The 23,694-nt window shown below is 64.9% G+C and carries 22 protein-coding genes; 17 read left to right on the top strand and 5 right to left on the bottom strand.

What is annotated here, in order from left to right; all coding sequences use genetic code 11:
- Window positions 1–72 precede the first annotated feature (72 nt).
- Both GEV02_RS24210 and GEV02_RS24205 read left to right on the top strand, forming a co-directional pair.
- Window positions 73–498 carry an ExbD/TolR family protein gene (locus GEV02_RS24210; protein WP_152808543.1) on the top strand — a complete coding sequence of 142 codons (426 nt, stop codon included), beginning with the start codon at window positions 73–75 and terminating at the stop codon, window positions 496–498.
- A complete protein-coding gene (locus tag GEV02_RS24205) occupies window positions 498–824 on the top strand; it encodes a barstar family protein (protein WP_152840514.1) in 327 nt (108 codons plus the stop codon). The genes GEV02_RS24210 and GEV02_RS24205 overlap by 1 nt, the downstream gene beginning before the upstream one ends.
- Here the strand turns inward: GEV02_RS24205 and map are convergent.
- The 3 genes from map to GEV02_RS24190 all read right to left on the bottom strand — a co-directional run bounded on the left by map (window position 811) and on the right by GEV02_RS24190 (window position 2,906).
- Window positions 811–1,647: a type I methionyl aminopeptidase gene (map, locus tag GEV02_RS24200; RefSeq protein WP_152808545.1), complete on the bottom strand. Its 837-nt coding sequence runs from the start codon at window positions 1,645–1,647 to the stop codon at window positions 811–813. The genes GEV02_RS24205 and map overlap by 14 nt on opposite strands.
- A gap of 59 nt (window positions 1,648–1,706) precedes the next feature.
- A complete protein-coding gene (locus tag GEV02_RS24195; protein ID WP_152840513.1) occupies window positions 1,707–2,072 on the bottom strand; it encodes a VOC family protein in 366 nt (121 codons plus the stop codon).
- 72 nt (window positions 2,073–2,144) lie between these two features.
- A complete protein-coding gene (locus GEV02_RS24190; RefSeq protein WP_152840512.1) occupies window positions 2,145–2,906 on the bottom strand; it encodes a DUF6597 domain-containing transcriptional factor in 762 nt (253 codons plus the stop codon).
- Between the two features lie 79 nt (window positions 2,907–2,985).
- Here GEV02_RS24190 and GEV02_RS24185 point away from each other — a divergent pair, with 79 nt between their 5' ends.
- The 13 genes from GEV02_RS24185 (at window position 2,986) to GEV02_RS33730 (ending at window position 20,557) form a co-directional block, all read left to right on the top strand.
- Entirely contained in the window at window positions 2,986–3,474 is a 489-nt protein-coding gene (locus GEV02_RS24185; RefSeq protein WP_152840511.1) for a hypothetical protein, read from the top strand.
- Window positions 3,475–3,558: 84 nt separating this feature from the next.
- Window positions 3,559–6,189, top strand: coding sequence for a leucine--tRNA ligase (leuS, locus tag GEV02_RS24180; RefSeq protein WP_152840510.1), 2,631 nt, complete (start codon window positions 3,559–3,561; stop codon window positions 6,187–6,189).
- Between the two features lie 12 nt (window positions 6,190–6,201).
- Window positions 6,202–6,774, top strand: coding sequence for an LPS-assembly lipoprotein LptE (locus tag GEV02_RS24175; protein ID WP_152840509.1), 573 nt, complete (start codon window positions 6,202–6,204; stop codon window positions 6,772–6,774).
- 9 nt (window positions 6,775–6,783) lie between these two features.
- Entirely contained in the window at window positions 6,784–7,800 is a 1,017-nt protein-coding gene (holA, locus tag GEV02_RS24170) for a DNA polymerase III subunit delta (protein ID WP_008452809.1), read from the top strand.
- 103 nt (window positions 7,801–7,903) lie between these two features.
- Window positions 7,904–9,175: a glutamate-5-semialdehyde dehydrogenase gene (locus GEV02_RS24165; protein ID WP_152840508.1), complete on the top strand. Its 1,272-nt coding sequence runs from the start codon at window positions 7,904–7,906 to the stop codon at window positions 9,173–9,175.
- Between the two features lie 8 nt (window positions 9,176–9,183).
- A complete protein-coding gene (locus GEV02_RS24160; RefSeq protein ID WP_152840507.1) occupies window positions 9,184–9,600 on the top strand; it encodes a CopD family protein in 417 nt (138 codons plus the stop codon).
- A gap of 10 nt (window positions 9,601–9,610) precedes the next feature.
- The gene (locus tag GEV02_RS24155; RefSeq protein WP_152840506.1) at window positions 9,611–10,213 is read left to right on the top strand and encodes a 2-hydroxychromene-2-carboxylate isomerase; all 603 of its coding nucleotides are present in this window, start codon (window positions 9,611–9,613) and stop codon (window positions 10,211–10,213) included.
- 29 nt (window positions 10,214–10,242) lie between these two features.
- Window positions 10,243–11,445: a THUMP domain-containing class I SAM-dependent RNA methyltransferase gene (locus GEV02_RS24150; protein ID WP_373994841.1), complete on the top strand. Its 1,203-nt coding sequence runs from the start codon at window positions 10,243–10,245 to the stop codon at window positions 11,443–11,445.
- Between the two features lie 62 nt (window positions 11,446–11,507).
- Entirely contained in the window at window positions 11,508–12,788 is a 1,281-nt protein-coding gene (locus GEV02_RS24145; RefSeq protein WP_174999318.1) for a multidrug effflux MFS transporter, read from the top strand.
- Between the two features lie 149 nt (window positions 12,789–12,937).
- Entirely contained in the window at window positions 12,938–15,085 is a 2,148-nt protein-coding gene (locus GEV02_RS24140) for an HDOD domain-containing protein (protein WP_235922912.1), read from the top strand.
- Window positions 15,086–15,092: 7 nt separating this feature from the next.
- A complete protein-coding gene (locus tag GEV02_RS24135) occupies window positions 15,093–17,363 on the top strand; it encodes a putative bifunctional diguanylate cyclase/phosphodiesterase (RefSeq protein WP_152840610.1) in 2,271 nt (756 codons plus the stop codon).
- 19 nt (window positions 17,364–17,382) lie between these two features.
- Window positions 17,383–18,978: an SEL1-like repeat protein gene (locus tag GEV02_RS24130; RefSeq protein WP_152840505.1), complete on the top strand. Its 1,596-nt coding sequence runs from the start codon at window positions 17,383–17,385 to the stop codon at window positions 18,976–18,978.
- Window positions 18,979–19,099: 121 nt separating this feature from the next.
- The gene (locus tag GEV02_RS33730; protein WP_152840504.1) at window positions 19,100–20,557 is read left to right on the top strand and encodes a flagellin N-terminal helical domain-containing protein; all 1,458 of its coding nucleotides are present in this window, start codon (window positions 19,100–19,102) and stop codon (window positions 20,555–20,557) included.
- On the opposite strand, the gene GEV02_RS24120 is transcribed toward GEV02_RS33730, so the two are convergent.
- The gene (locus GEV02_RS24120) at window positions 20,554–21,111 is read right to left on the bottom strand and encodes a DUF4865 family protein (protein ID WP_152840503.1); all 558 of its coding nucleotides are present in this window, start codon (window positions 21,109–21,111) and stop codon (window positions 20,554–20,556) included. The genes GEV02_RS33730 and GEV02_RS24120 overlap by 4 nt on opposite strands.
- Window positions 21,108–21,503, bottom strand: coding sequence for a tautomerase family protein (locus tag GEV02_RS24115; RefSeq protein WP_328595907.1), 396 nt, complete (start codon window positions 21,501–21,503; stop codon window positions 21,108–21,110). Before GEV02_RS24115 ends, GEV02_RS24120 begins: the two co-directional genes overlap by 4 nt.
- Window positions 21,504–21,610: 107 nt before the next feature.
- On the opposite strand from GEV02_RS24115, the gene GEV02_RS24110 reads away from it, so the two are divergent.
- Together GEV02_RS24110 and GEV02_RS24105 are read left to right on the top strand one after the other, a co-directional pair.
- Window positions 21,611–22,525, top strand: coding sequence for a LysR substrate-binding domain-containing protein (locus tag GEV02_RS24110; RefSeq protein WP_152840501.1), 915 nt, complete (start codon window positions 21,611–21,613; stop codon window positions 22,523–22,525).
- 72 nt (window positions 22,526–22,597) lie between these two features.
- Window positions 22,598–23,665, top strand: coding sequence for an SMP-30/gluconolactonase/LRE family protein (locus GEV02_RS24105; RefSeq protein ID WP_152840500.1), 1,068 nt, complete (start codon window positions 22,598–22,600; stop codon window positions 23,663–23,665).
- Window positions 23,666–23,694 lie beyond the last annotated feature (29 nt).

Genomic DNA, 23,694 nt, shown 5'->3' with positions numbered 1-23,694 from the left:
CTGCCGTAGCGGCCGCTACGGCAGAGCTCGTGTCCAAATGTCAGACTTGACCCCACCGTTTTAGGAGCAAGCATGAGCTTTGGCGCATTCAACCACCACCGCAATCCGGGGCCGATGGCCGACATCAACGTCACGCCGATGGTGGACGTGATGCTGGTGCTGCTGGTGATCTTCATCCTCAGCGCGCCGATGTTCACCAATTCGGTCAAGCTGGATTTGCCGAAGGCGCAGGCGCAGGCGAACCCGCAGCAGCCGGCCACGGTGACGCTGTCTATCGACGGCGCCGGCAAAATATTCTGGAACAACGACCCGGTCGAGCAGAGCGTGCTGGAAGCGCGCCTGGTCGAAGCGGCCAAGCTGGAGCCGCAGCCGGAACTGCAACTGCGCGCCGACAAGGACACCCGCTACGAAGTGGTGGCGCAGGTGATGGCGGCCGCGCAGTCGAATGGATTAACGAAATTGGGCTTCGTCACCGATCCCAAGAAAGAGAAAAAATAATGGCAACCGCAGAATTGAACGGCGCGGAAATCACCGGCTTCGACAGCTTCCACGCCGCCTGCAAGGCCGCGCTGGGTTTCCCCGACAGCTACGGCAACACCATGGACGCCTGGGTCGATTGCCTGAGCTATCTGCGCGATGAAGACGGCATGAGCAAGTTCCGCCTGAAGCCGAACGAGGTATTGGAAATCGTCATCAAGGACGCGGCGGCCATGAAGGCCGCGGTCCCCGATATTCTGGAGGAAGTGACGTACTGCGTGGCCGGCATCAACGAACGCTACGAAGACTACGGCGAGAAGCCGGCCCTGAAACTTACGCTGCGCTAGGCGCGGCGCCGGCCGGCACGGCGTTCGGGATCAGCGCCTTGGCGCCGGTTTCGCCCGGGGCCAGCGTCAGCACCTCGAAGCCGGTTTCCGTCACCAGCACCATGTGCTCCCATTGCGCCGACAGCGATTTGTCGCGCGTCTCGACGGTCCAGCCGTCGCTCAATTCCTTGGTCGCCGCCTTGCCGGCGTTAATCATTGGCTCGATCGTGAACAGCATGCCCGGCTTGAGCACCACGCCCTGGCCCGGACGGCCGTAGTGCGTCACCTGCGGCTCTTCGTGATAGACCATGCCGATGCCGTGGCCGCAGTAGTCGAGCACCACGCTGTAGCCGGCCTTCTCGGCGATGGTCTGGATCGCGAAGCCGACATCGCCCAGCGTCGCGCGCGGCTTGACCGCGCGGATGCCGGCCCACATCGCCGAATAGGTGGTCTCGACCAGCTTGCGCGTGGCTTTCGACGGCTCGCCGACGTAGTACATGCGGCTGGTGTCGCCATGCCAGCCATCCTTGATGACGGCGACGTCGATGTTGATGATGTCGCCATCCTTGAGGATGTGGTCGGCCGCCGGAATGCCGTGGCAGACCACATGGTTGACCGAGCTGCACACGGTGGCCGGGAAGCCGCCGTAGCCCACGTTGGCCGGTATCGCCTGCTGCACGTTGACGATGTAGTCGTTGCACAGCTGGTCGAGGTGGGCCGTGCTGACGCCCGCCTTGACGTGCGGCGCGATCATCGTCAGTACATCGGCCGCCAGCTGGGCGGCGACGCGCGCCAGGACGATTTGCTCGGGCGACTTGATCAGATTGGCGTTACGGCGGGACATGGGACGACCTCTTTCATTTTTTAAGCCGCGTATTCTGCCACAAATGCGTGCCGCGATCTTTAACGCACCGCCTTCAGGTCGAAGTGCGGGTTGTCGATCAGGCAAAGCAGATTGCCGAACGGGTCGGCCAGTTCAACCGTCTTGATGTTCTCGCCGACGTCCTGGATGGCGCCGTGCACGGTGGCGCCGAGGGCGACGATGCGCTCCACTTCGGCGGCGATATCGTCCACGCCCCAGTAGACCATGCTGCCGGTCTGGCCCGGCTTGCCGTCCGGGATCAGGCCCAGCTCAAAGCCGCCGATGTTGAAGCCAACGTAGAACGGCTGGTCGAAGTAGGGGGCGGTGTCGAATACCTTGCTGTACCAGGCCTTGGCGCCGGCCAGGTCGGTGACCGGATAGGCCACGGTGCGTAATCCCTTGATCATGCTTGTCTCCACTGAAAGGTTGAAAACATCATCTTGGCACAAGGGCGGCGTTTGCGATTGTAAAAATGGAAGCTAGGCCGCCAGCAGGAAACGCTCCGGCGCGCTGCCGGCGAATTCCTGGAAATCGTGGATCAGGTGCGACTGGTCGAAATAGCCGCAGTCCAGCGCCAGTTGCGCCCAGTCCGGCGCCGGCGTGGCCTTGAGCGCGGCGGCGGCCAGGCGGAAACGGCAGATGCGCGCATACAGCTTGGGCGACAGCCCGACCCGCGTACGGAACAGCGCCGCCATGTGCTGGCGCGATACGCCCAGCTGCGCCGCCAGGTCCTCGATGCGCAAGGCGCCACCGCTGGCCTCCAGCGCGGCCAGCGCGCGGCGGATCAGCAGATCGCCCGCATCGCCCGGCTTTGTGCCGCCGCCCGCGGCGCGCAGCCGCTGCAGCAGTTGATGTTCGATGACGGCGATCCGCTCGCGGTCGGACAGTTCGCAGGTCCACAGCGCATCGGCCAGCCGCTCGGCGTCGCTGCGGCCCCACAGCTGGTCGATGTCGGCCCGCTGGTCGGTCAACGCGTGCAGCGGCACGGCCAGGAAGGCGCCTGCCGCACCTGGCTTGAAGCGCACCGCCACCGTCCGCAGCGGCCCATGGCCGGCCACCAGGATCGCACTGCTCATCATGCCGACCGCGAAACCAGGCTGGCCGCCGTCCTGCCAGAGAATATCGACGCAATTATCGGGCAACACCCGATGCGTATGAGCACCACCAGGCGCGCACGCCGCCCACATGCACTCGACATGCGCGGCCAGCGCCGGGTGGGGAGGATATTCGCGGTAATACATCCGCACAGTATGCCATGCGCCCCGTTCGCGCCGCTTCCGCTATGCTGGTAACCATAACAATTCTGCAACGGGAGTCGCCATGAACAAGCTGATCGCCGTTTCGGCACTGGCCCTGAGCCTGCACGCGCAGGCTGCGGCGCTGAAGGACGTCGCGCTGGACGCAGCCGGCAACATCCGCCTGGTGACGGCGGGCGGCAAGGCGCTCAGTATCGCCAACGACGGCAAGGCCGCCGAGCCGCAGCTGTCGCCGGATGGCGAAAGCGCCGCCTGGCTGTACATGGGCGAGCCGCCGGGGCAGGGCGAAAGCGTGTGGGGCTCCAGCGAGCTGCGCATCTACCGCGACGGCAAGACCCGCGCCATCAAGTGCGCCCCCTTCATCCGCGAGTTCTGGTACTGGAAAAAAGGCAGCCGCATCGCCATCGACTGCGGCGGCAGCCACTTCGCCGGCCGCGAAATCCTGTACGACGCCAAGTCGCTGAAACAGCTGGAGAGCTTCGACCAGGCCGACATTCCGGTCGAAAAACGCCCGGAATGGTCCAACTCCAGCGATCGTTACAAGCCGGATTAGGCCCTCGCCGGAGCCGGCGCGCTCAGCAGGGGCATGAGACGGTATAATGTCCGGTTCATATTCACTTATTGGCCGCACACCATCATGCAAGATAAATATAGTCCCGCTGACGTAGAGAAAGCCGCTCAATCCCACTGGAAAGCCATCGACGCCTACAAAGCCGTCGAGCACGACCCGCGTTTCCCGAAAGGGAAGTATTACGCCTGCTCGATGCTGCCTTACCCATCGGGCAAGCTGCACATGGGCCACGTCCGCAACTATACGATCAATGATGTGATGTACCGCTACCTGCGCATGAACGGCTACAACGTCCTGATGCCGATGGGCTGGGATGCGTTCGGCATGCCGGCGGAAAACGCGGCGATGGCCAACAACGTGCCGCCTGCGCAATGGACCTACTCCAACATCGCCCACATGCGCGAGCAGATGGAGTCCATGGGCCTGGCCATCGACTGGTCGCGCGAAATGACCGCGTGCAAGCCGGAATACTACAAGTGGAACCAGTGGATGTTCCTGAAGATGCTGGAAAAAGGCATCATCTACAAAAAGACCGGCACCGTGAACTGGGATCCGATCGACCAGACCGTGCTGGCCAACGAGCAGGTGGTCGACGGCCGCGGCTGGCGTTCCGGCGCGCTGATCGAAAAGCGCGAAATCCCGATGTACTACGCCCGCATCACCGACTACGCCGACGAGCTGCTGGCCTATGTCGACGACAAGCTGCCAGGCTGGCCTGAGCGCGTGCGCACCATGCAGACCAACTGGATCGGCAAATCGACCGGCGTGCGCTTCGCCTTCCCGCACCAGATCAAGGGCGCCGACGGCTCCCTGATCCAGGACGGCAAAATGTACGTCTTCACCACCCGCCCGGACACCATCATGGGCGTGACCTTCTGCGCCGTGGCCGCCGAGCACCCGCTGGCCATCCACGCCGCGCAGACCAATCCAGCACTGGCCGCCTTCAACGCCGAGTGCAAGCTGGGCTCCGTGATCGAAGCCGACATGGCGACGATGGAGAAGAAGGGCATGCCGACCGGCCTGTTCGTCACCCATCCTCTGACCGGCGAGCAGGTCGAAGTCTGGGTCGGCAACTACGTGCTGATTACCTACGGCGACGGCGCCGTCATGGGCGTCCCTGCGCACGACGAGCGCGATTTCGCCTTCGCCAAAAAATACAATCTGCCGATCAAGCAGGTCATCAAGGCCGAGGGTAAAGAGTTCTCGACCGAAGCCTGGCAGGAATGGTACGGCGACAAGGAAGTCTCCATCGTCACCAACTCCGGCAAGTACGACGGCCTGGCCTACGCCGCCGCCGTTGACGCGGTGGCCGCCGACATGGAAGCCAAGGGCCTGGGCGAGAAGAAGATCACCTTCCGCCTGCGCGACTGGGGCATCTCGCGCCAGCGCTACTGGGGCACGCCTATCCCGATGATCCACTGCGGCGATTGCGGCGTGGTGCCGGTGCCGGAAAAAGATCTGCCGGTCGTGCTGCCGGAAGACTGCGTACCCGATGGTACCGGCAACCCGCTGAACAAATACGAAGCCTTCCTCAAGTGCGACTGCCCGCAGTGCGGCAAGCCTGCGCGCCGCGAAACCGATACGATGGACACCTTCGTCGATTCGTCGTGGTACTACATGCGCTATACCTCGCCGGGCGCCGACAAGGCCATGGTCGACGAGCGCAATGACTACTGGATGCCGATGGACCAGTACATCGGCGGCATCGAACACGCCGTCATGCACTTGCTGTACGCGCGCTTTTGGACCAAGATCATGCGCGACTTCGGTCTGGTCAAGTTCGACGAGCCGTTCACCAACCTGCTCACGCAAGGCATGGTGCTCAACGAGACCTACTACCGCGAAGACGCAGCCGGCAAGAAGACCTGGTTCAACCCGGCCGACGTCGACCTGACGCTGGACGACAAAGGCCGTCCGCAAGGCGCGACCTCCAAGGCCGACGGCCAGCCGGTGAACATCGGCGGCACCGAGAAGATGTCGAAGTCGAAGAACAACGGCATCGACCCTGCGGCGCAGATCGAACAATACGGCGCCGACACCGCGCGCCTGTTCACCATGTTCGCCTCGCCGCCGGAACAGACGCTGGAATGGTCGGGCAGCGGCGTCGAAGGCGCCAACCGCTTCCTGCGCCGCGTGTGGGCCTTCGGCTACGCGCAGCGTGAAGCCATCGCCGCCGCCGGCGCGCCGCTGACCGCCGTTGCCACCACCGATGCAGGCAAGGCCCTGCGCCGCGAACTGCACAAGGTGCTGCAGCAGGCCGACTACGACATCAAGCGCATCCAGTACAACACCGTGGTATCGGCCTGCATGAAGATGCTCAACACGCTGGAATCGGCCAAGGATGCGGATGCCGCGTCGGTCGCCGAAGGCTACGCGATCTTCCTGCGCCTGCTGAACCCAGTCGCCCCGCACGTCACCCACGTGCTGTGGGAAGAACTGGGCTACGCCAAGGCGCACGGCGACATCCTCAACGTGCAGTGGCCGCAAGTCGACCCTGCGGCGCTGGAGCAGTCCGAGATCGAAATGATGATCCAGGTGAACGGCAAGCTGCGCGGCAGCGTGGTGGTGGCCAAGACCGCCGACAAGGCGAGCATCGAAGCGGCGGCCCTGGCCAACGAAGCGGTGCAGAAGTTCATCGAAGGTACGCCGAAGAAGATCATCGTCGTGCCGGGCAAATTGATCAACATCGTGGTTTAACTGGATTCAAACATGCTGACTACTTCCGAGTTGTTCCGGCGCGGCCGGTTGGGCGCCGCGGTGCTGGCCGTGGCGCTGACCGTGTCGGCCTGCGGCTTCCATCTGCGCGGCGACGGCGGCCACTACACGCTGCCGTTCCCGTCGATGTACATCGGACTGCCGGAAGCGTCGCCATTGGCCATCGATTTGAAGCGCAACATCCGCGCCAACGGCGGCACCACCGTCGTCGGCGCGGCCAAGGATGCGGACGGCGTGATCGAGGTGCTGTCCAATCCTGAGAAAACCCGCACCAAGACCATCCTGTCGCTGAACAGCAATGGCCGCGTGCGACAGTATCTGCTGTCGTACAACATCGTGTTCCGCGTGCTGGACAAGCAGGGCAAGGAACTGCTGGCGCCTACGCAGATCCTGCTGACCCGTCCCATCGACTTCAACGAAACCCAGTTGCTGGCGAAGGAACAGGAAGAAGCGCTGCTGTACAAGGATATGCAGACCGATCTGGTGCAGCAGATGATGCGCCGTATCGCGGCGATCAAGCCGCAGCAGATATCGCTGCCGCCGCCGCCGCCGGCCCTCGGCCAGTAAGGACGCTCGATGCAATTAAGGTTGGAAGCGCTGGACGGCCATTTGACGAAGTCGCTGTCCCAGCTTTACGTGATCACCAGCGACGAGCATCTGCTGGCGCTGGAAGCCGCCGACAAGATCCGCAAGGCGGCGCGCGCGCAAGGCTACTCCGAGCGTGACGTGCTGACCGTGGAGCGCAGCTTCAAGTGGGGCGAGCTGCTGGCGTCTAACCAGGCGCTGTCGCTGTTCGGTGACAAGAAGCTGATCGAGCTGCGCATCCCGACCGGTAAGCCCGGCAAGGATGGCGGCGCGGCGCTGCAGAATTATGTGAAAGATCTGAGTCCGGACAACCTGACCCTGATTACGCTGCCCAAGCTGGATTGGCAGACGCAGAAGGCGGCCTGGGTCGCCAGTCTGCAGCAGGCGGCGGTGTATATCGACATCGCCCAGATTGAACGGGCGCAGTTACCCAATTGGATAGGCCAGCGCCTTGCCGCACAAGGGCAAAGCGCGGATAGACAGAGCATCGATTTCATCGCCGATCGCGTTGAAGGCAATCTGCTTGCGGCCCATCAGGAGATACAGAAGTTGGCCTTGCTGCACGAGCCGGGCAAGCTGACCTACGAGCAGGTGCACGATGCGGTGCTGAACGTGGCGCGTTACGACGTGTTCAAGCTCAGTGAAGCGATGCTGTCGGGTGATCCGGCGCGTCTGGTGCGCATGCTGGAAGGCTTGAAAGGCGAGGGCGAAGCGCTGCCGCTGGTGCTGTGGGCCGTGTCGGAAGAGATCCGCACGCTGCTCAAGCTGAAGGCGGGCATGGCGCAGGGCCGTCCGCTGGGTGCGCTGCTCAAGGAGTATCGCATCTGGGGACCGAAGGAACGCATGATGGAGCCGGCGCTGCGCCGCATCTCGCTGCCGGTACTGGAAGCGGCGATGAAGGACGCGGCGCAGGTCGACAAGATGATCAAGGGCTTGCGCGCCAAAGCGCACGCGGGCGACGCGTGGGATTCGATGCTGCAGTTAGCCTTGAAAGTCGCACGCGGCTGACGAATGTCATTCCCGCGAAAGCGGGAATCCATGCTGAGCGTACCCGCCAGCATTCTATGGATTCCCGCCTGCGCGGGAATGACGGGGTTCTAATGGGATGAACATGGATATCAAGCACTACATGGAACAACTGGGCCAGCAGGCGCGCAAGGCATCGCGCGCCATGGCCCGTGCCGACAGCGCGACCCGCAACCGCGCGCTGACGCTGATCGCCGACGCGATCGAACGCGACGCCGCCCAGCTGCGCGCCGCCAATCAGCTCGACATGGACGCGGCGGCCGCGAACGGCCTGGCCCCGGCCATGCTGGACCGCCTGGCGCTGTCCGACCAGGCCATCGCGACGATGGTGGAAGGCCTGCGCCAGATCGTCGCGCTGCCCGATCCGATCGGTGAAATCACCGGCCTGAAATTCCGCCCGACCGGCATCCAGGTCGGCCAGATGCGCGTGCCGCTGGGCGTGATCGGCATCATCTACGAATCGCGTCCCAACGTGACGGTGGACGCGGCAGGGCTGTGCATCAAGAGCGGCAACGCCACCATCCTGCGCGGCGGCTCGGAAGCGATCCACTGCAACCGCGCGCTGGCGAAATTGGTCAAGGAAGGCCTGCTGGGCGCTGGCTTGCCTGAAGACGGCGTGCAAGTGGTCGACACCACCGACCGCGCCGCAGTGGGTGCGCTGATCACCATGCCGCAGTACGTGGACGTGATCGTGCCGCGTGGTGGCAAGGGCCTGATCGCGCGCCTGATGGAAGAGGCGACGGTGCCGATGATTAAGCACCTGGACGGCATCTGCCACGTCTACATCGACGCCAAGGCCGATCTGAAGAAGGCGCTGGACATCGGCTTCAACGCCAAGTGCCATCGCTACGGCACCTGCAACACCATGGAGACGCTGCTCGTCGCGCGCGCCATTGCGCCGGTGGTGCTGCCGGAACTGGCCAAGCTGTATGCGACCAAGCAGGTCGAGCTGCGCGCCGATCCCGAAGCGCTGGCGATTCTGTCGGCGGCAGGCTACCCGCACCTGGTGGCCGCCACCGAGGAAGACTGGTCGACCGAATACCTGGCTGCGATCCTGTCGGTGAAGATCGTCGCCGGCATCGATGAGGCGATGGAGCACATCAACCATTACTCGTCCAAGCACACGGAATCCATCATCACCGAAGACCACACGGATGCGATGCGCTTCCTGCGCGAAGTCGATTCGGCGTCGGTGATGATTAACGCGTCGACGCGCTTCGCCGACGGTTTCGAATACGGCCTGGGCGCGGAGATCGGCATCTCCAACGACAAGCTGCATGCACGCGGCCCGGTGGGGCTGGAAGGTTTGACTTCGCTGAAGTATGTCGTGTTCGGTCACGGCGAAATTCGTCAATAAGGGGACGTATGCTCTGGATTAAAGCACTGCACATTTTCTTCGTGATTGCCTGGATGTCGGGCGTGTTCTACCTGCCGCGCATCTTCGTCAACCTGGCGATGGAAACCGACAAGGCCACGACCGCGCGCCTGCTGGTCATGGCGCGCAAGCTGTATCGGTTCTCGATGTGGTTGTCGGTGTTTGCGGTGGTGTTCGGAGCGACCCTGGCCTGGATGCAGTACGGCGCGGAGCTGCCGCACTGGCTGCATGCAAAGCTGTTCTTCGCGGTGCTGGTGATCGGCTATCACCACGCGTGCGGCGGCATTCTGAAAAAATTCGAGAAGGGCGTCAATAACCGCAGCCACAAGTGGTATCGCGTCTTCAATGAAATGCCGGTGTTTATGGTGCTGGCGATAGTGCTGCTGGTTGTCGTCAAACCCTTCTGATCGGAGCGTCATGAGTAAAGTCTGCCAGTATTTTTTCGCCACCCATTCGCCGTGGACGTATCTGGGCCATGAGCGCTTTGTCGCCATGGCGCGTCAGCACGGCGTGCAGGTGGAAGTGCGCCCGGTGGACCTGGGCAAGGTGTTCGGCGTGTCCGGCGGCGTGCCGCTGGCCAAGCGCGCGCCGCAGCGCCAGGCCTATCGCCTGGTCGAGCTGACGCGCTGGTCGGAGTTCCTCGGTATTCCGCTCAATGTGCAGCCGAAGTTTTTCCCGGTCTCGCCGGAGCTGTCCAACCGCATGGTGATCGCCGCGCGCCTGACGCACGGCGTGGATGTGTCGCTGGCGCTGGCGTTCGCGGTGATGCGCGGCCTGTGGGCTGAAGATAAAAATATCGGCGACGAAGAGACGCTGGTGCAGATCGCCGGCAGCTGCGGCCTCGATGGCAAGGCGCTGATCAAGTCGGCGGAGACGGCCAGCGTGCAGGCCGAGTACGACCGCAATACGGAAGACGCAACGGCGGCCAGCGTGTTCGGCTCGCCGTGGTATGTGTTGGATGGTGAAAGTTTCTGGGGCCAGGACCGCCTGGACTTCCTGGAAAGAGCAATGCAGAAGTAAGTTTTTTTTAACGGACAAAAGGTACACCTATGGCATCCTATTTTTGCCCATGCCCTCGCGGCATGGAAGCGGCGCTGGCCGAAGAACTGGGCGAAATCGCCCTGCTGAGCACCACCATGAAGGTGCACAACCAGGTACCGGGCGGCGTGCACTGCTCCGGCGACCTGCTCGATTCCTACCGCATCAACCTGCACTCGCGCATCGCGTCGCGGGTGTTGATGCGCATGGCCGTCACCGGCTACCAGAACGAGAACGACATCTACGACCTGGTGCTGGCGCAGCAGTGGGAAGACTGGTTCACCTACGACCACACGATCCGCGTCGACGTCACCGCCGTGAAGTCCCCGCTGAAAAGCCTGGAGTTCACCACGCTGAAAATCAAGGACGCGATCTGCGACCGCTTCCGCGACCAGTTCGACAAGCGTCCTTCGGTCAACACCAAGGAACCGGACATGCGCATCGTCGGCTTCCTCGATGCGCGCCAGTTCATCATCTACCTCGACACCTCCGGCGAAGCGCTGTTCAAGCGCGGCTGGCGTGAAGAGACCGGCGACGCGCCGCTGCGCGAGAACCTGGCCGCAGGCCTGCTGCGCGTGTCGGGCTGGAAGCCGGGCATGCCGCTGTTCGACCCGATGTGCGGTTCCGGCACCATCCTGTGCGAAGCGGCGCAGATGGTGCAGGGCATTCCGCCGGGCGCGCGCCGCCGCTTTGCCTTCGAAGCCTTCAACGACTTCGATCCGGCGCCGTGGAACGAGATGAAGAATTCGATCAAGGCCAATCCGCTGCCGGAATCGCCGACCATCTTCGGCTCCGATATTTCGGGCGACATGGTGGCGATGACGCGCCATAACCTGAAGTGCGCCGGCATCATGTTCGACGTGCCGCTCAAGCAGATCGAGGCGCAGGAAGTGAAGGCGCCGACCGAGCAGCCGGGCATCCTGCTGACCAATCCTCCGTACGGCGAGCGTATCGGCGTGCGCGGCGACAGCACGCTGCCGGAAGACGAACTGGCGACCAGCTTCTACTCGGCGCTGTCGACCACCTTGAAGCAGCGCTTCGCCGGCTGGACGGTGTTCCTGTTCACGGCCGACCTGGGCCTGCCCAAGCTGCTGCGCCTGAAGGAATCGCGCAAGACGCCGTTCTTCAACGGCGCGCTGGAATGCCGCTTGTTCCGCTTCGATATGGTGGCGGGCTTCAACCGCCGCGAAGCCGCCAAGCCTAAAGAAGTTTAAGCAGTAAGCGCCGCGCGCGTTTCGGCGCGGCGCGGTGCGACCCCTCAGCCGGAAAGCACCGCATGTTCCCTACACCTCCCGCCAATCTGCCTCCCGATCCTGTCGCGGAGGTGCCGGAACCGCCGCCGTCGCACATGAAAGTCCTCAGCGCCGGCGCGCTGGCCGCCGTGCTGGCGGCCTTGTCGATGCTGGGGCCTTTCTCCATCGACGCCTATCTTCCCGCCTTCCCCAACATCCAGGCCACGCTGGGCGCCACGCCCATCGAGGTGCAGCAAAGCCTGACGTTCTACATGCTGTCCTTCGCCTGCATGGTGCTGTGGCACGGCGCGCTGTCGGACGCCTTCGGCCGCCGCAACGTGGTGCTGGTGTCGCTGGTGATGTTCGCCATCGGCACGCTGGGCTGCGCCGCCGCGCACAGCGTGCATTACCTGTGGGCTTTCCGCATCCTGCAGGGCGTGTCGTCCGGCGCCGGCGTGGTGGTGGGACGGGCCATCATCCGCGACCTGTACGAGGACGCCGCCGCCGCAAGGCTGCTGTCGATGGTGACGATGATCTTCTCGATCGCGCCGGCCATCGCGCCGATACTGGGCGGCTGGGTGGTCACGCTGTTCGACTGGCGGGCGATCTTCCTGGCACTGCTGGCCTACAGCGTGCTGCTGTTCATCTACTGCTACCGCCGCCTGCCGGAGACGCTGCCGAAGGAAAAACGCCAGCCCTTCAATCCGCACTTCCTGCTGCGTAACTACACCGAGATTTTGCGCTCGCCGCTGTTCCACATGAAGTCCGGCGTGGTGGCCTGCAATTTCGCCGGCCTGTTCCTGTACATCTCGTCGGCGCCGGTGTTCCTGCCGCAGCATCTGGGGCTGGGCGCCTCGCAGTTCGGCTGGCTGTTCATACCGTCGGTGAGCGGGATTTTCCTCGGCGCGCTGGCGGCGAACCGGATTGCCGGAAAGATGACATTTTCGCGACAGATTGGTATTGGCTTTTGTTTCCTGCTGGCGGCGTCGATATTTAACGTTTGCTACCACCTGCTGCTGCCGCCCGCGCTGCCCTGGTCGGTGGCGCCGATGTTCTTCTACACCTTCGGCATGTCGGTGGTGGCGCCGGCGGCGACCTTGCTGGCATTGGACTTGTTCCCGCATATCCGGGGAACGGTGGCATCCTGCCAATCTTTCGCCACCACGCTGCTGGGCGCCATCGTGGCGGGGGTGATTGCACCCTTCCTATCACACTCGGTGCTCTGGCTAGCCGCAGGACAGATGGCATTTAGTGCCTCTGCTCTCGTTTTGTGGTTGACGTCGCGCTATTACCGGAGCATGCTACTACGCCATCCGGGCCAATAATTATTTACGGCAGGAAATTGAGTTAGTTTAGAAAGAAATCTTACTTGCTGTTAAGTTACTACAAGACTTTATGTTAGTATAACTTTTTGGTAGTGATTTTTTCCGATGTTTTTTGCACAACGCACCTGGCCCAGACAACGCTTGATACGATGCATCAACCTGACCATGATATTCGCAATCGCCTGCTGATTGCCCGTCTGCCGGCGATGCCGCAGATACTCATTAAGTTGATTGAGCACTTGCAGGCCGACGACGCCGGCATGCCGGAGCTGGCCGCCCTGATCGCCAAGGATGCGGCGATGACCAGCAAGATCCTCACCGTCGCCAACAGCTCGGCGTACCACCGCAACGCGCGCGTGGTCGGCCTGGAGCAGTCGCTGGTGTCGCTGGGCACCGACATGATCAAGACGCTGGTCATCAGCGAATCCGTCTTCCAGACCTTTAACAGCTTCCCGCATTCGAGCAGCACCGACCTGCGCGGCTTCTGGAAAGGCTCGCTGACCACCGCCGTCATCGCCCGCGACATCGCCAAGAAGATGGAGTACCCGCACGTCGAAGAGGCTTATCTGGCGGGCTTGCTGCACAACGTCGGCCGCCTGGCCCTGCTGGCGACCGCACCCAAGGAATACGCGTTCAACTTCATGGCGCGCGACGACGAAGACCTGTGCGCCGTCGAACAGCGCACGCTGCAAATCACCCACTCGGAAGCGGGCGCCTGGCTGATCGAGCGCTGGCACCTGGACTCCTTCCTGGCCGACAGCGTGCTGTATCACCATGAGCCGATTTCGCGCGTGGAGTCGGCGCATCCGCTGATCCGCGTGGTGCGCCTGGCGCACCTGCTGTGCTTCCACGAAGACCAGGAACAGGCCATCGCCGAAGCCGGCCACCTGTGCGGCCTGGATGGCGAGGCGCTGGAGCTGATCGTCAAGAGCGCCGCCCGCCAGGTGGAGAAGTCGGCCGCCTACCTGGGCATCGACCTGGCCGGCGCCGACGATATCCCGACGCCTTCGGCCTATGCGCCGCCGGTGGTCGATCCGGTGCAGCAGCGGCTGTCCGAGGAAGTGCGCAATATGGTGCTGGTGTCCGAGATGGGCCAGACCTTCGCGCGCCAGCAGGGCGAAGCCGGCCTGCTGGATGCGATGACGCGCTCGGCGCGCATTCTGTTCGATTTTGAAAACGCCATCGTGCTGCTGGAGAATCCGACCGGCCACGCGCTGCACGGCACCGCCACCGGCGACCAGCAACAGCGGCTGGCCGAATTCGTCATCCCGCTCAACAAGGGCGGCGTGGTGGCCGAGTCGGCGAGCGCGCGCAAGCTGAGTTTCGTCAGCCGCGATTCGCAGGCCCTCAGCGTGGCCGAAGAACAGCTGTTCCGCATCCTCGGCAGCGAGGGCATGGTGTGCCTGCCGCTGGTGGCCAACCAGCGCTGCCTGGGCGTGTTGATCGGCGGCGCGCCGGCGTGGCAGATGGCCGGCCTGCAGAAGCGCGAACGCTTCCTGCAATCGTTCGGCACCCAGGCCGCGTCCGCGCTGGAGACGGCGATCAGCGAGCGCGGTCACACCAAGCGCCAGATCGCCCACGTGGCCGAAGAATACCGTGAAGCCTCGCGCCGCGTGGTGCACGAGGTGAACAACCCGCTGTCGATCATCAAGAACTATCTGTCGGTCCTGGACGGCAAGCTGGCCAAGCGCGAGCCGGTGGTGGGCGAGATGTCCATCCTGAACGAGGAAATCGACCGCGTCGGACAACTGATCAACGGCCTGGCCGATCTGCAGCCGACCGAGACTTCGCGCGTGACCGATGTGGGCCGCGTGGTCGACGACGTGCTGCGTCTGTTCCGCGCCACCGACTTCGTGCCGGCCTCGGTGCAGATCGTGGTGCGCATGCAGGAGGAGCCGGCCGAAATCGACGGCGACGCCGACATGCTCAAGCAGATCCTGGTCAACCTGATTAAGAACGCCGTCGAGGCATTGGCCGACGGCGGCAAGATCGAAATATCGAATCGCGGTCACGTCAACCGCGAACGCAAGCTTTACCTGGAGCTGGTGGTCAGCGACACCGGCCCCGGTTTGTCGGCCGAGGTGCTGGCCAATCTGTTCTCCGCAGTACGCAGCACCAAGGAAGGCGCGCACCACGGCCTGGGCCTGTCCATCGTCCACAGCCTGGTGAAGAAAATGCAGGGACTGATCACCTGCCGCTCCGGTAAAACGGGCACCACCTTTGAGATCCTGCTGCCCGCCCGCGGCAGCACCAGTCAAGTCGCCGGCGTGCAAACGCGGGCGATGGATTCAGTTTAAGGCCATGATGAACCTGAACCCAGTCAGCCTAGCCGCTGTCTCCCCGGACGACCACGCCCCCGTCGCCCTTCCCGATAACTGCCCGCGCATCCTGCTCGTAGACGACGAGCCGCGTTTGCTGTCATCCCTGTACGAACTGCTGCGCGACCGCGACTACCATCTGGTCACGGCCACTTGCGGCAGCGAGGCGCTGGCCCAGCTGACCAGGCTCAAATTCGACCTGATCCTGCTCGACCTGCGCCTGCCGGACATGAGCGGCCACGAGATCATGGACTTCATCAACGCCAAGGAGATCGACGGCGACGTCATCGTCATGAGCGGCGATGTCGGCATCGAGGCGGCCATCGGCGCCTTGAAGCGCGGCGCCTACGATTACCTGCGCAAGCCTTACAGCCGCGAGGAGCTGCTCAAGACGGTGGAGAACGCGCTGCAAAAGCGCCGCCTGGCCATCGACAACGAGCGCATCGCCTCCAAGCTGGAAAACTCGGAGAAGATGTACCGCTATCTGGTGGACAGCTCGCCGGACATCATCTACACCCTGAACCACGAAGGCAAGTTCACGTTCGTGAACGACCGCGTGCAGCAGCTGCTGGGCTTTACCCGCGAAGAGCTGATCGGCCGCCACTACTCGGTGCTGGTGCACGACGAAGACCAGGAGCGCGCGCGCTACGCCTTCAACGAGCGCCGCGTCGACGAACGCGCGTCGCGCAACGTCGAGCTGCGCCTGAAGTGCAATACCGGCAGCGGCATCGAGCGCACCTTCAACAACACGCTGATGACGATTTCGCTCAACGCGATCGGCATGCACATCCCCGACCACGAGGTGAAGAAGCACGAGTTCTTCGGCACCTACGGCGTGGCCCGCGACATCACCGACCGCAAGCGCGCCGAGGAAGTGATCTCCTACCAGGCCTACCACGACATCCTGACCGACCTGCCGAACCGCATGCTGTTCAAGGACCGCCTGGGCCTGGCCGTGATCCAGGCCAAGCGCAAGTTGACCGAGCTGGCCGTGATGTTCGTCGACCTCGACCGCTTCAAGCTGGTCAACGATACGCTGGGCCACGTCAAGGGCGACGAGCTGCTGCAGCAGGTGGCCACGCGCCTCAAGGATTGCCTGCGCCGCGGCGACACGCTGGCGCGCCAGGGCGGCGACGAATTCACCATCGTGCTGCCGGAGCTGCGCGACCGCCAGGACGCCAAGTCCATCGCCGACAAATTCCTCGAAAGCCTGCACAAGCCCTTCGATCTCGATGGCCACGAGGTGCACATCTCGGCCTCGATCGGCATCGCGATTTATCCGGGCGACGGCGAGACCATCGACGAGCTGCTGCGCCACGCGGACATCGCCATGTACCAGGTGAAGGCGCTGGGCAAGAATGGCCACAGCTTCTATCACAACTCGATGCTGGACGTGTCGCACCAGAAGATCGCGCTGGAGCAGAGCCTGCGCAAGGCGCTGGAACTGAACGAGCTGGAAATGTACTACCAGCCGCAGGTCGACGTGGCCACCGGCCGCATCATCGGCGCCGAGGGCCTGATGCGCTGGAACCATCCGCAGCGCGGCCTGCTGTCGGCCGGCGAGTTCCTGCCGTTCGCCGAAGAGAATGGCCTGATGCTGCCAATCTCGGACTGGATGCTGGGCGCGCTGTGCCGCGATCTGCTGCAATGGAACGCGGCCGGCGGCGAGGCGATCCGCCTGTCGCTGAACCTGTCGCCGCAATACCTGGACCGCGGCGATTTCTTCGAGAAGATGCGCGGCGCGCTGACGCGCTACGGCATTTCGCCGGCGCAGATCGAAGTCGAGATCACCGAGAACATCTGCATCCGCAATCCGCAGTACGCGATCGAGCAGTTGAACAAGTTGTGCCAGCTGGGCGTATCGGTGGCCATCGACGATTTCGGCACCGGCTATTCGTCGCTGTCGTATCTGCACCGCTTCCCCATCCACACGATCAAGATCGACCAGTCCTTCGTCAAGGAGATCCACGACGAGAACGGCCACTATCCGGTGATTTTGGCGATCATCTCCATCGCGCGCGGCCTCGGCCTGCACCTGGTGGCGGAAGGCGTGGAGACCGAGGTGCAGGCGCGCTATCTGCAAGCGAACGGCTGCACCACGATGCAGGGTTATCTGTACCACCGGCCGATTTCGCTGGCCAGCTTCATGGACGTGCTGCAGGAGCAGGGCCGTTTGACGGCGCCGCCGTCGGCCCATGTGCTGCATGCGCTTCCCATTTTAGACACCCAACCGGCGATGATCGCGATCCAAGCCTGACGCAGCGTAGAAAAACGGTATGACGAAATACAGTCCCAACGAAGCCGACGCAAATAACGGCAGCACTTATACGGCCGAGTTCTTGCGCGTCAAGGGACTGGCCGAGCGCGGCGTCGCCAATGCCCAGCATAGCCTGGGCTTTATGTATTTCAACGGCCAGGGCGTGGCGCAAAGCTATGAGCTGGCGGTGGTCTGGTATCGCCAGGCTGCGCAGTCCGGCCTCGAACATGCGCAGTACAACCTGGGCGTGATGTACCAGAAGGGCCAGGGCGTCGAGCAGAATTACCAGGAGGCGGCCGCGTGGTACCAGCTGGCCGCCGAGCAGGGCTACGCCGCCGCGCAGTACAACCTGGGCTGGCTGTACGCCAAGGGCCAGGGCCTGGACGCCGACACGCAGAAGGCCATGTACTGGTTCAGCAAGGCCGCCGACCAGGGCGACGCCGGCGCGCAAAACAATCTCGGCATGATGTACGACACCGGCAAGGGCGTGCCGCAGGATTTCAAGCAAGCCATCGCCTGGTACCGCAAGGCGGCCGAGCAGGGCTATCCGCGCGCGCAGTTCAACCTCGGCCTGCGCTATGACAATGGCCAGGGCGTGCCGCAGGACGTGGGCCAGGCGATGTCCTGGTACCGCAAGGCGGCCGACCAGGGTTATGCGCCGGCGCAGTTCAACCTGGCGCTGCGCTTCGACAAGGGCGACGGCATCGCGCAGGACAGCCAGAAGGCCATCCTGTGGTATCGCCGCGCGGCCGAGCAGGATCACGCCAGCTCGCAGTTCAACCTGGGCCTGATCTACGACAATGGCCAGGGCGTGCCGCGCGACGAGCAGAAGGCGCTGGACTGGTACCGCAAGGCGGCCGAGCAGGGCCACGCGGCGGCGCAGAACAATCTCGGCCTGCGCTACGACCACGGCCAGGGCGTGGCGCAGGATTACGAGCAGGCGCAGTTCTGGTACCGCAAGGCGGCCGAGCAGGGCTTCCCCGGCGCGCAATACCATCTGGGCATGCTGTACGACGCCGGCCATGGCGTGGTGCAGGATCACCAGGAGGCGATCTTCTGGTACCGCAAGGCGGCCGACCAGGGCCATCTGCGCGCGCAGTTCGACCTCGGCCTGCGCTACGAAACGGGACGCGGCGTGCCGCGCGACGACCGCAAGGCCATGGCCTGGTACCGCCGCGCCGCCGAGCAGGATTACGCGGCGGCCCAGTACAACCTCGGCCTGCTGTTCGACAAGGACGACGGTCCGCAGCCCGATTGCGCCCAGGCCAACGGCTGGTACGCCAAGGCGGCCGAGCAGGGTCATGCGCTGGCGCAGTTCACGCTGGGGCTGCGCTTCGACAACGGCCAGGGCCTGGCGCAGGATTATGTGCAGGCGCATCACTGGTATCTGAAGGCCGCCGGCCAGGGCCATGCGCGCGCGCAGTTCAACCTGGGCCTGATGTTCATGGTCGGCCAGGGCGTGCGCGCCGATATCGCGCAGGCCTGGATGTGGCTGGCGATGGCCGAACGCAGCGGCTATGCCGCCGCCGGCCGCTACCTGAAAAACGCCGCCGCCCGCATGGACAGCAACCAGCTGGCGCTAGCCCGCGAACGCCTGGAATTGCTACCCAGCTAAGACGCCTGCCCGCCGGCCGGCGCGGGCCGCATTGTTTCTCGCGGAACGTTCAAGTCCCGCCGTTTATTGCCGTTAGTTAGACGACAACCACTTTTCCGTAGTGGCATCGGATAACCACGGCATGCAGATCAACACCAACCTCTCCTCCCTGAACGCCCAGCGCAGTTATGCGCTGTCGGGCGAGGACATGGCTGCGCGTCTGCAAAAACTCTCCAGTGGCCTGCGCATCAATTCGGCCCGCGACGATGCCGCCGGCCTGGCCATCAGCGACCGCATGAGCTCGGACATCAACGGCCTGCGCCGCGCGCGCCAGAATATCAACGATGGCATTTCGCTACTGCAGGTGGCGGACGGCGCGGCCGGGCAATTGCTGGACAATTTCCAGCGCATGCGCGAGCTGGCGGTGCAGGCCGCCAACGACACCAACAGCCAGACCGACCGCGCCGCCATCCAGGTCGAGGTGAATGCGCTGGTCGCTTCCAATGTGGACATCGTGGCCGGCGCCCGCTACAACAACCTCACCCTGCTGGACGGTTCGTTCTCGCAGCAACTGCAGGTCGGCTCCAGGGCGGGGCAGACGCTGGCGCTGAACATCCCGGCCGCGCTGGCGCCGATCGGCTACAACAAGGCCCTGGTCAACGTCGCGCCGCAGCAGGCCACCGCCGTCGGCACGACGGTGCTGGCGGCGATCGCTTATGGCGATCTGGTCATCAACGGCGCCGCGGTCGGCGCCTCGTCCGCCGGTGCGCAGGCCGGGCAGGGCGCCGCCAGCGCCTACGCGGTGGCGGCCGCCATCAACGCCGCCAATGTGCGCGACGTGACGGCCAGCGCCACCACCACGCTGTCCGGCGATGTGGGCGCCAGCGGCGTGCTGGCGGCCGGCAGCTTTTCCATCAACGGCGTCAACATCGGCGCCATCGCCGGCAACACTGCCGCGATACGCGCCGCCAATGCCGCCGGCGCCATCAGCGCGGCATCGGCCACCAGCGGCGTGACGGCCAGCGCCAGTGGCGGCACGCTGACACTGAGCGCCGCCGACGGCCGCGACATTCTCATCACCGAATCCAACCCCGGCAGCACTGCATCGCTGGGGCTGACATTGGGTACGCACAAGGGCAATGTCACCGTCAGCAATGTGCCGCGGCCGGGATCGCATCCGATCGGCATCGGCGGCGCCAATCCGGCGGCCGCGGGCTTGCTGGCGGGGCGGCAGGCGTCGGTGGTGGTCGGGCCGCCGGACTTGCAGCTGCAGGATGTGTACAGCGGCGGCGAGCCGGTGCAGGATCTGTCCAACTTCAGCGGCGCGTCGGCCGCGCTGGACTATTACGACGGCAAGATCGATCTGGTGAGCGAGATCCGCGCCACGCTGGGCGCGGCCAGCAACCGGCTGTCGGCGGCGGCCGGCAACGATGAAAGCGGCGCCAACAACCTGGAGGCGGCGCGTTCGCGCATCCGCGACACCGACTACGCCAGCGAGACGGCGCAACTGACGCGCGCCAGCATCCTGCGCCAGGCCGGCGCCTCGATGCTGGCGCAGGCCAATGCCCAGCCGCGCAGCGCGCTGATGCTGCTGCGCTAGTCCCGGCCCGGCGCCGACACGTGGCCGACCCGGTAGCGCTGCTCGTTGGGCAGCGGCGGCAGGGCCGGTTCCGCGCGCCACAGGCACAGGCGCACGATGCTCCAGCCGCCCGGCTCGAAGCCGATCACCACCGCCAGCGCGCCGCATTCCAGGGCATGGCGCGCGTGCTGTTCCTCCCGCTGCCGCCATTGCGCCAGATCGCTGTGGGGCGGGATCGCCTCGACGCTGCGGGTGGCGTGGCGCGCCTGCCGCACCTCGGCGCCGACGCTGGCGTGCCACGGCGTCCAGGTGCGCACCGCCGGCCAGCCGAAGGCTTGCGCCACGCCGGCGAAACCGGGGCCGTTCAGGAAGTCGTGCATGCCATCCTCGCTGTGCCACAGGTAGAAGGGCGCGTACAGGTTTTCCGGCGCCGCGCCGCGCTCGGCGTACAGATAGGCCTTGAACGCCAGATGCGGCAGCCGGTCCAGCAGCGGCCCCTTGCTGGCGATGCGCTCGCGCACGGTGGCCATGTCGTAGTCGGCCGGCAGGCTGAAGCTGTATTGCATGGCGATCATGCCGGCCTCCACAGGCTGGCCGCCGGCGCGCCGCCGCTGAACGACCAGTCGTCGCCCTGCGAGACGGACAGCACCACCATCACATCCTGCGGCCGCAGGCCCGGCGCCTCGGCCAGCAGCTCGACCAGGCGGCGGTAGAAGGCTTGCTTCATTTCGGTGCTGCGCGGTTTGCCGGTGGTGATGTTAATCAGCACGTAGTCGCCGGAGCGCGGACCGGCCGGGCTTTCATAGTCGCGGTCGAAGACCAGCTCATACGGCTCGTGCTGGTGGATGGCCTGGAAGCGGTCTTTTTCCGGCACGTTGAAGGCCTCGACCATGGCGCGGTGCAGGCTGTTCGACAGCGCGCTCAGGTACTCGGGCGATTTTCCTTTCAGCAGAGAGATGCGGCTCATGGGCATGACGGCCTCCGTTTTGTGATTGACAGCTTCACGATACAGCGATATTTTGATCCTGAAAATCAGGAATATTTTGATGAATACTTCGATAAATCGGGATGGTTATGCGACGGATCACCTTCGACCTGGATGTGCTGCGCACCTTCGTCACCGGCGTCGACCTGGGCAGCTTCGCCAAGGCGGCGGAGCGGCTCGGACGTTCGACCTCGGCCGTCAGCGCGCAGCTGAAAAAACTGGAGGACCAGCTGGGCCTGCCGGTGCTGCGCAAGGAAGGGCGCGGCATGGTGACGACCTCGGCCGGAGAGTCGCTGCTGGGCTATGCGCGCCGGCTGCTGGAGCTGAACGATGAGGCGGCCACGGCGGTGCGCGGCGCCGAGCTGGCCGGCAGCGTGCGGCTGGGCATGCAGGAAGATTTCGGCGAGCACATCCTCACCGAAGTGCTGGGCCGCTTCGCCCGCGTGCATCCCAGGCTGCGCATCGAGGCCAGCGTGGCGCGCAATGCCGACCTGATGGCGCAGCTGGCGGCCGGGCGGCTGGAGCTGGCGCTGGCCTGGCACAGCGATGCCGCGCCGCCGGCGCCCGCGCCCGAGCTGGCCCGCCTGCCGATGCGCTGGATCGCCGCCGCCGACAGCGCCGCCTGGCCGGCCTGGAGCGGCCACGCCGAGCCGCTGCCGCTGGTGATGATGGATGCGCCCTGCATCATGCGCTCGGCCGCGATCCAGGCGCTGGACCGGGCCGGCATCCCGTGGCGCATCGCCTTCAGCAGCCCCAGCCTGGGCGGCGTGTGGGCCGCGGTGGCGGCCGGACTGGGCGTGACGGTGCGTACTGCGATCGGCCTGCCGCCGGCCCTGCGCGCGCTGGAGCAGCCCGACCTGCCGCCGCTGCCGGTGATCGGCCTGCGCCTGCACTGCGGCAGCGACGAGCTGAGCGCCCCGGCCCGGCGGCTGCACGACATCGTGCTGCAAGCCATCGCCGCGCATCCGGCGACGGCGGCTCACGCAGCCGCTGCCGGGCGATGATGCAAGCTTTGCCATTTTTTACCAGGATTGCGTAGACTAGTACGCACTATGAAAAAAATCGCCAGGGTGTCCATGTTTGCTGCATTGATTGTCGCTGCCTACCTGAGTTTATGGCCGGTCCCGATCCAGCCGGTCAGCTGGAACTCCCCCACACCGCCCGGCTACACGGGCCCCCACGCGGTCAACACCCGGCTGGCCGGCCTGCAGCAGATATCGCTGGGCGCCGAATCCGGGCCCGAGCATGTGCTGGCCGGCCCCGACGGCAAACTCTACACCGGTGTCCTCAGCGGCAAGATCCTGCGCATGCAGGCCGACGGCGGCGCGCAGCAAGTGCTGGCCTCCACCGGCGGCCGGCCGCTCGGCCTGGCCTTCGACGCCGGCGGCCAGCTGATCGTCGCCGACGCCATCAAGGGCTTGCTGTCGGTCGCGCCCGACGGCCGCGTCAGCGTGCTGGCCGACCGCGTCGACGGCGAGCCTATCCGCTTTGCCGACGGCGTGGCGGTCGCGGCCAACGGCAAGATCTACTTCAGCGATGCGTCGCGGCGCTTCGGCCCCGGCGAACGCGACACGATGGAGGCGGCCATGCTGGACGTGCTGGAGCAATCGGCCACCGGCCGCGTGCTGGAATACGATCCGGCCGCCAAGGCCACGCGCGTGGTCGCCGACGGCCTGAGCTTTTCCAACGGCGTGCTGATGAGCGCCGACCAGCGCCACCTGTATGTGTGCGAGAGCGGCCGCTACCGGGTCTGGAAAATCGATGTCAACGCGGCCAGGCTGGATGTGCGGCAGGCGTCGGCGCAGGCGCAGGTGCTGCTCGATAACCTGCCCGGCTATCCGGACAACCTGGTGCGCGGCGAGGGCGGCCGCATCTGGCTGGGCCTGTCCGGCCAGCGCAACGACCTCGACAAGATGGCCGGCCAGCCCTGGCTGCGCAAGCTGATGCTGCGCGTGCCGCGCGCGCTGTGGCCCGAGCCCAGGCCCTACGGCCACGTGCTGGCGTTCACCGAGGATGGCAGCATCGTCGCCGACCTGCAGGATCCCGGCGGCGACTCGCCCGTCACCACCGGCGCCACCGAGGCCGGCGGCCGCCTCTACATCCACAATGTCGCCGCCCACAGCATCGGCTGGCTGGCCCGCTGAGGCCACTTGCATCTTGCAACTATTATAAA

The sequence above is a fragment of the Rugamonas aquatica genome (assembly GCF_009380215.1).
Lineage (GTDB): Bacteria > Pseudomonadota > Gammaproteobacteria > Burkholderiales > Burkholderiaceae_D > Rugamonas > Rugamonas aquatica_B.
This window is presented reverse-complemented; position numbering and strand designations above follow the sequence as displayed.

Coding starts and splice junctions, on each gene's coding strand:
- GEV02_RS24145 (WP_174999318.1), top strand. CDS start 11,508: ATGTTCCCTACACCTCCCGCCAATCTGCCTCCCGATCCTGTCGCGGAG.
- GEV02_RS24195 (WP_152840513.1), bottom strand. CDS start 2,072: ATGATCAAGGGATTACGCACCGTGGCCTATCCGGTCACCGACCTGGCC.
- GEV02_RS24205 (WP_152840514.1), top strand. CDS start 498: ATGGCAACCGCAGAATTGAACGGCGCGGAAATCACCGGCTTCGACAGC.
- GEV02_RS24130 (WP_152840505.1), top strand. CDS start 17,383: ATGACGAAATACAGTCCCAACGAAGCCGACGCAAATAACGGCAGCACT.
- map (WP_152808545.1), bottom strand. CDS start 1,647: ATGTCCCGCCGTAACGCCAATCTGATCAAGTCGCCCGAGCAAATCGTC.
- holA (WP_008452809.1), top strand. CDS start 6,784: ATGCAATTAAGGTTGGAAGCGCTGGACGGCCATTTGACGAAGTCGCTG.
- GEV02_RS24190 (WP_152840512.1), bottom strand. CDS start 2,906: ATGTATTACCGCGAATATCCTCCCCACCCGGCGCTGGCCGCGCATGTC.
- GEV02_RS24115 (WP_328595907.1), bottom strand. CDS start 21,503: ATGAGCCGCATCTCTCTGCTGAAAGGAAAATCGCCCGAGTACCTGAGC.
- GEV02_RS24155 (WP_152840506.1), top strand. CDS start 9,611: ATGAGTAAAGTCTGCCAGTATTTTTTCGCCACCCATTCGCCGTGGACG.
- GEV02_RS33730 (WP_152840504.1), top strand. CDS start 19,100: ATGCAGATCAACACCAACCTCTCCTCCCTGAACGCCCAGCGCAGTTAT.
- GEV02_RS24110 (WP_152840501.1), top strand. CDS start 21,611: ATGCGACGGATCACCTTCGACCTGGATGTGCTGCGCACCTTCGTCACC.
- GEV02_RS24160 (WP_152840507.1), top strand. CDS start 9,184: ATGCTCTGGATTAAAGCACTGCACATTTTCTTCGTGATTGCCTGGATG.
- GEV02_RS24140 (WP_235922912.1), top strand. CDS start 12,938: ATGCATCAACCTGACCATGATATTCGCAATCGCCTGCTGATTGCCCGT.
- GEV02_RS24165 (WP_152840508.1), top strand. CDS start 7,904: ATGGATATCAAGCACTACATGGAACAACTGGGCCAGCAGGCGCGCAAG.
- GEV02_RS24105 (WP_152840500.1), top strand. CDS start 22,598: ATGTTTGCTGCATTGATTGTCGCTGCCTACCTGAGTTTATGGCCGGTC.
- GEV02_RS24150 (WP_373994841.1), top strand. CDS start 10,243: ATGGCATCCTATTTTTGCCCATGCCCTCGCGGCATGGAAGCGGCGCTG.
- GEV02_RS24185 (WP_152840511.1), top strand. CDS start 2,986: ATGAACAAGCTGATCGCCGTTTCGGCACTGGCCCTGAGCCTGCACGCG.
- GEV02_RS24135 (WP_152840610.1), top strand. CDS start 15,093: ATGAACCTGAACCCAGTCAGCCTAGCCGCTGTCTCCCCGGACGACCAC.
- GEV02_RS24120 (WP_152840503.1), bottom strand. CDS start 21,111: ATGATCGCCATGCAATACAGCTTCAGCCTGCCGGCCGACTACGACATG.
- leuS (WP_152840510.1), top strand. CDS start 3,559: ATGCAAGATAAATATAGTCCCGCTGACGTAGAGAAAGCCGCTCAATCC.
- GEV02_RS24175 (WP_152840509.1), top strand. CDS start 6,202: ATGCTGACTACTTCCGAGTTGTTCCGGCGCGGCCGGTTGGGCGCCGCG.
- GEV02_RS24210 (WP_152808543.1), top strand. CDS start 73: ATGAGCTTTGGCGCATTCAACCACCACCGCAATCCGGGGCCGATGGCC.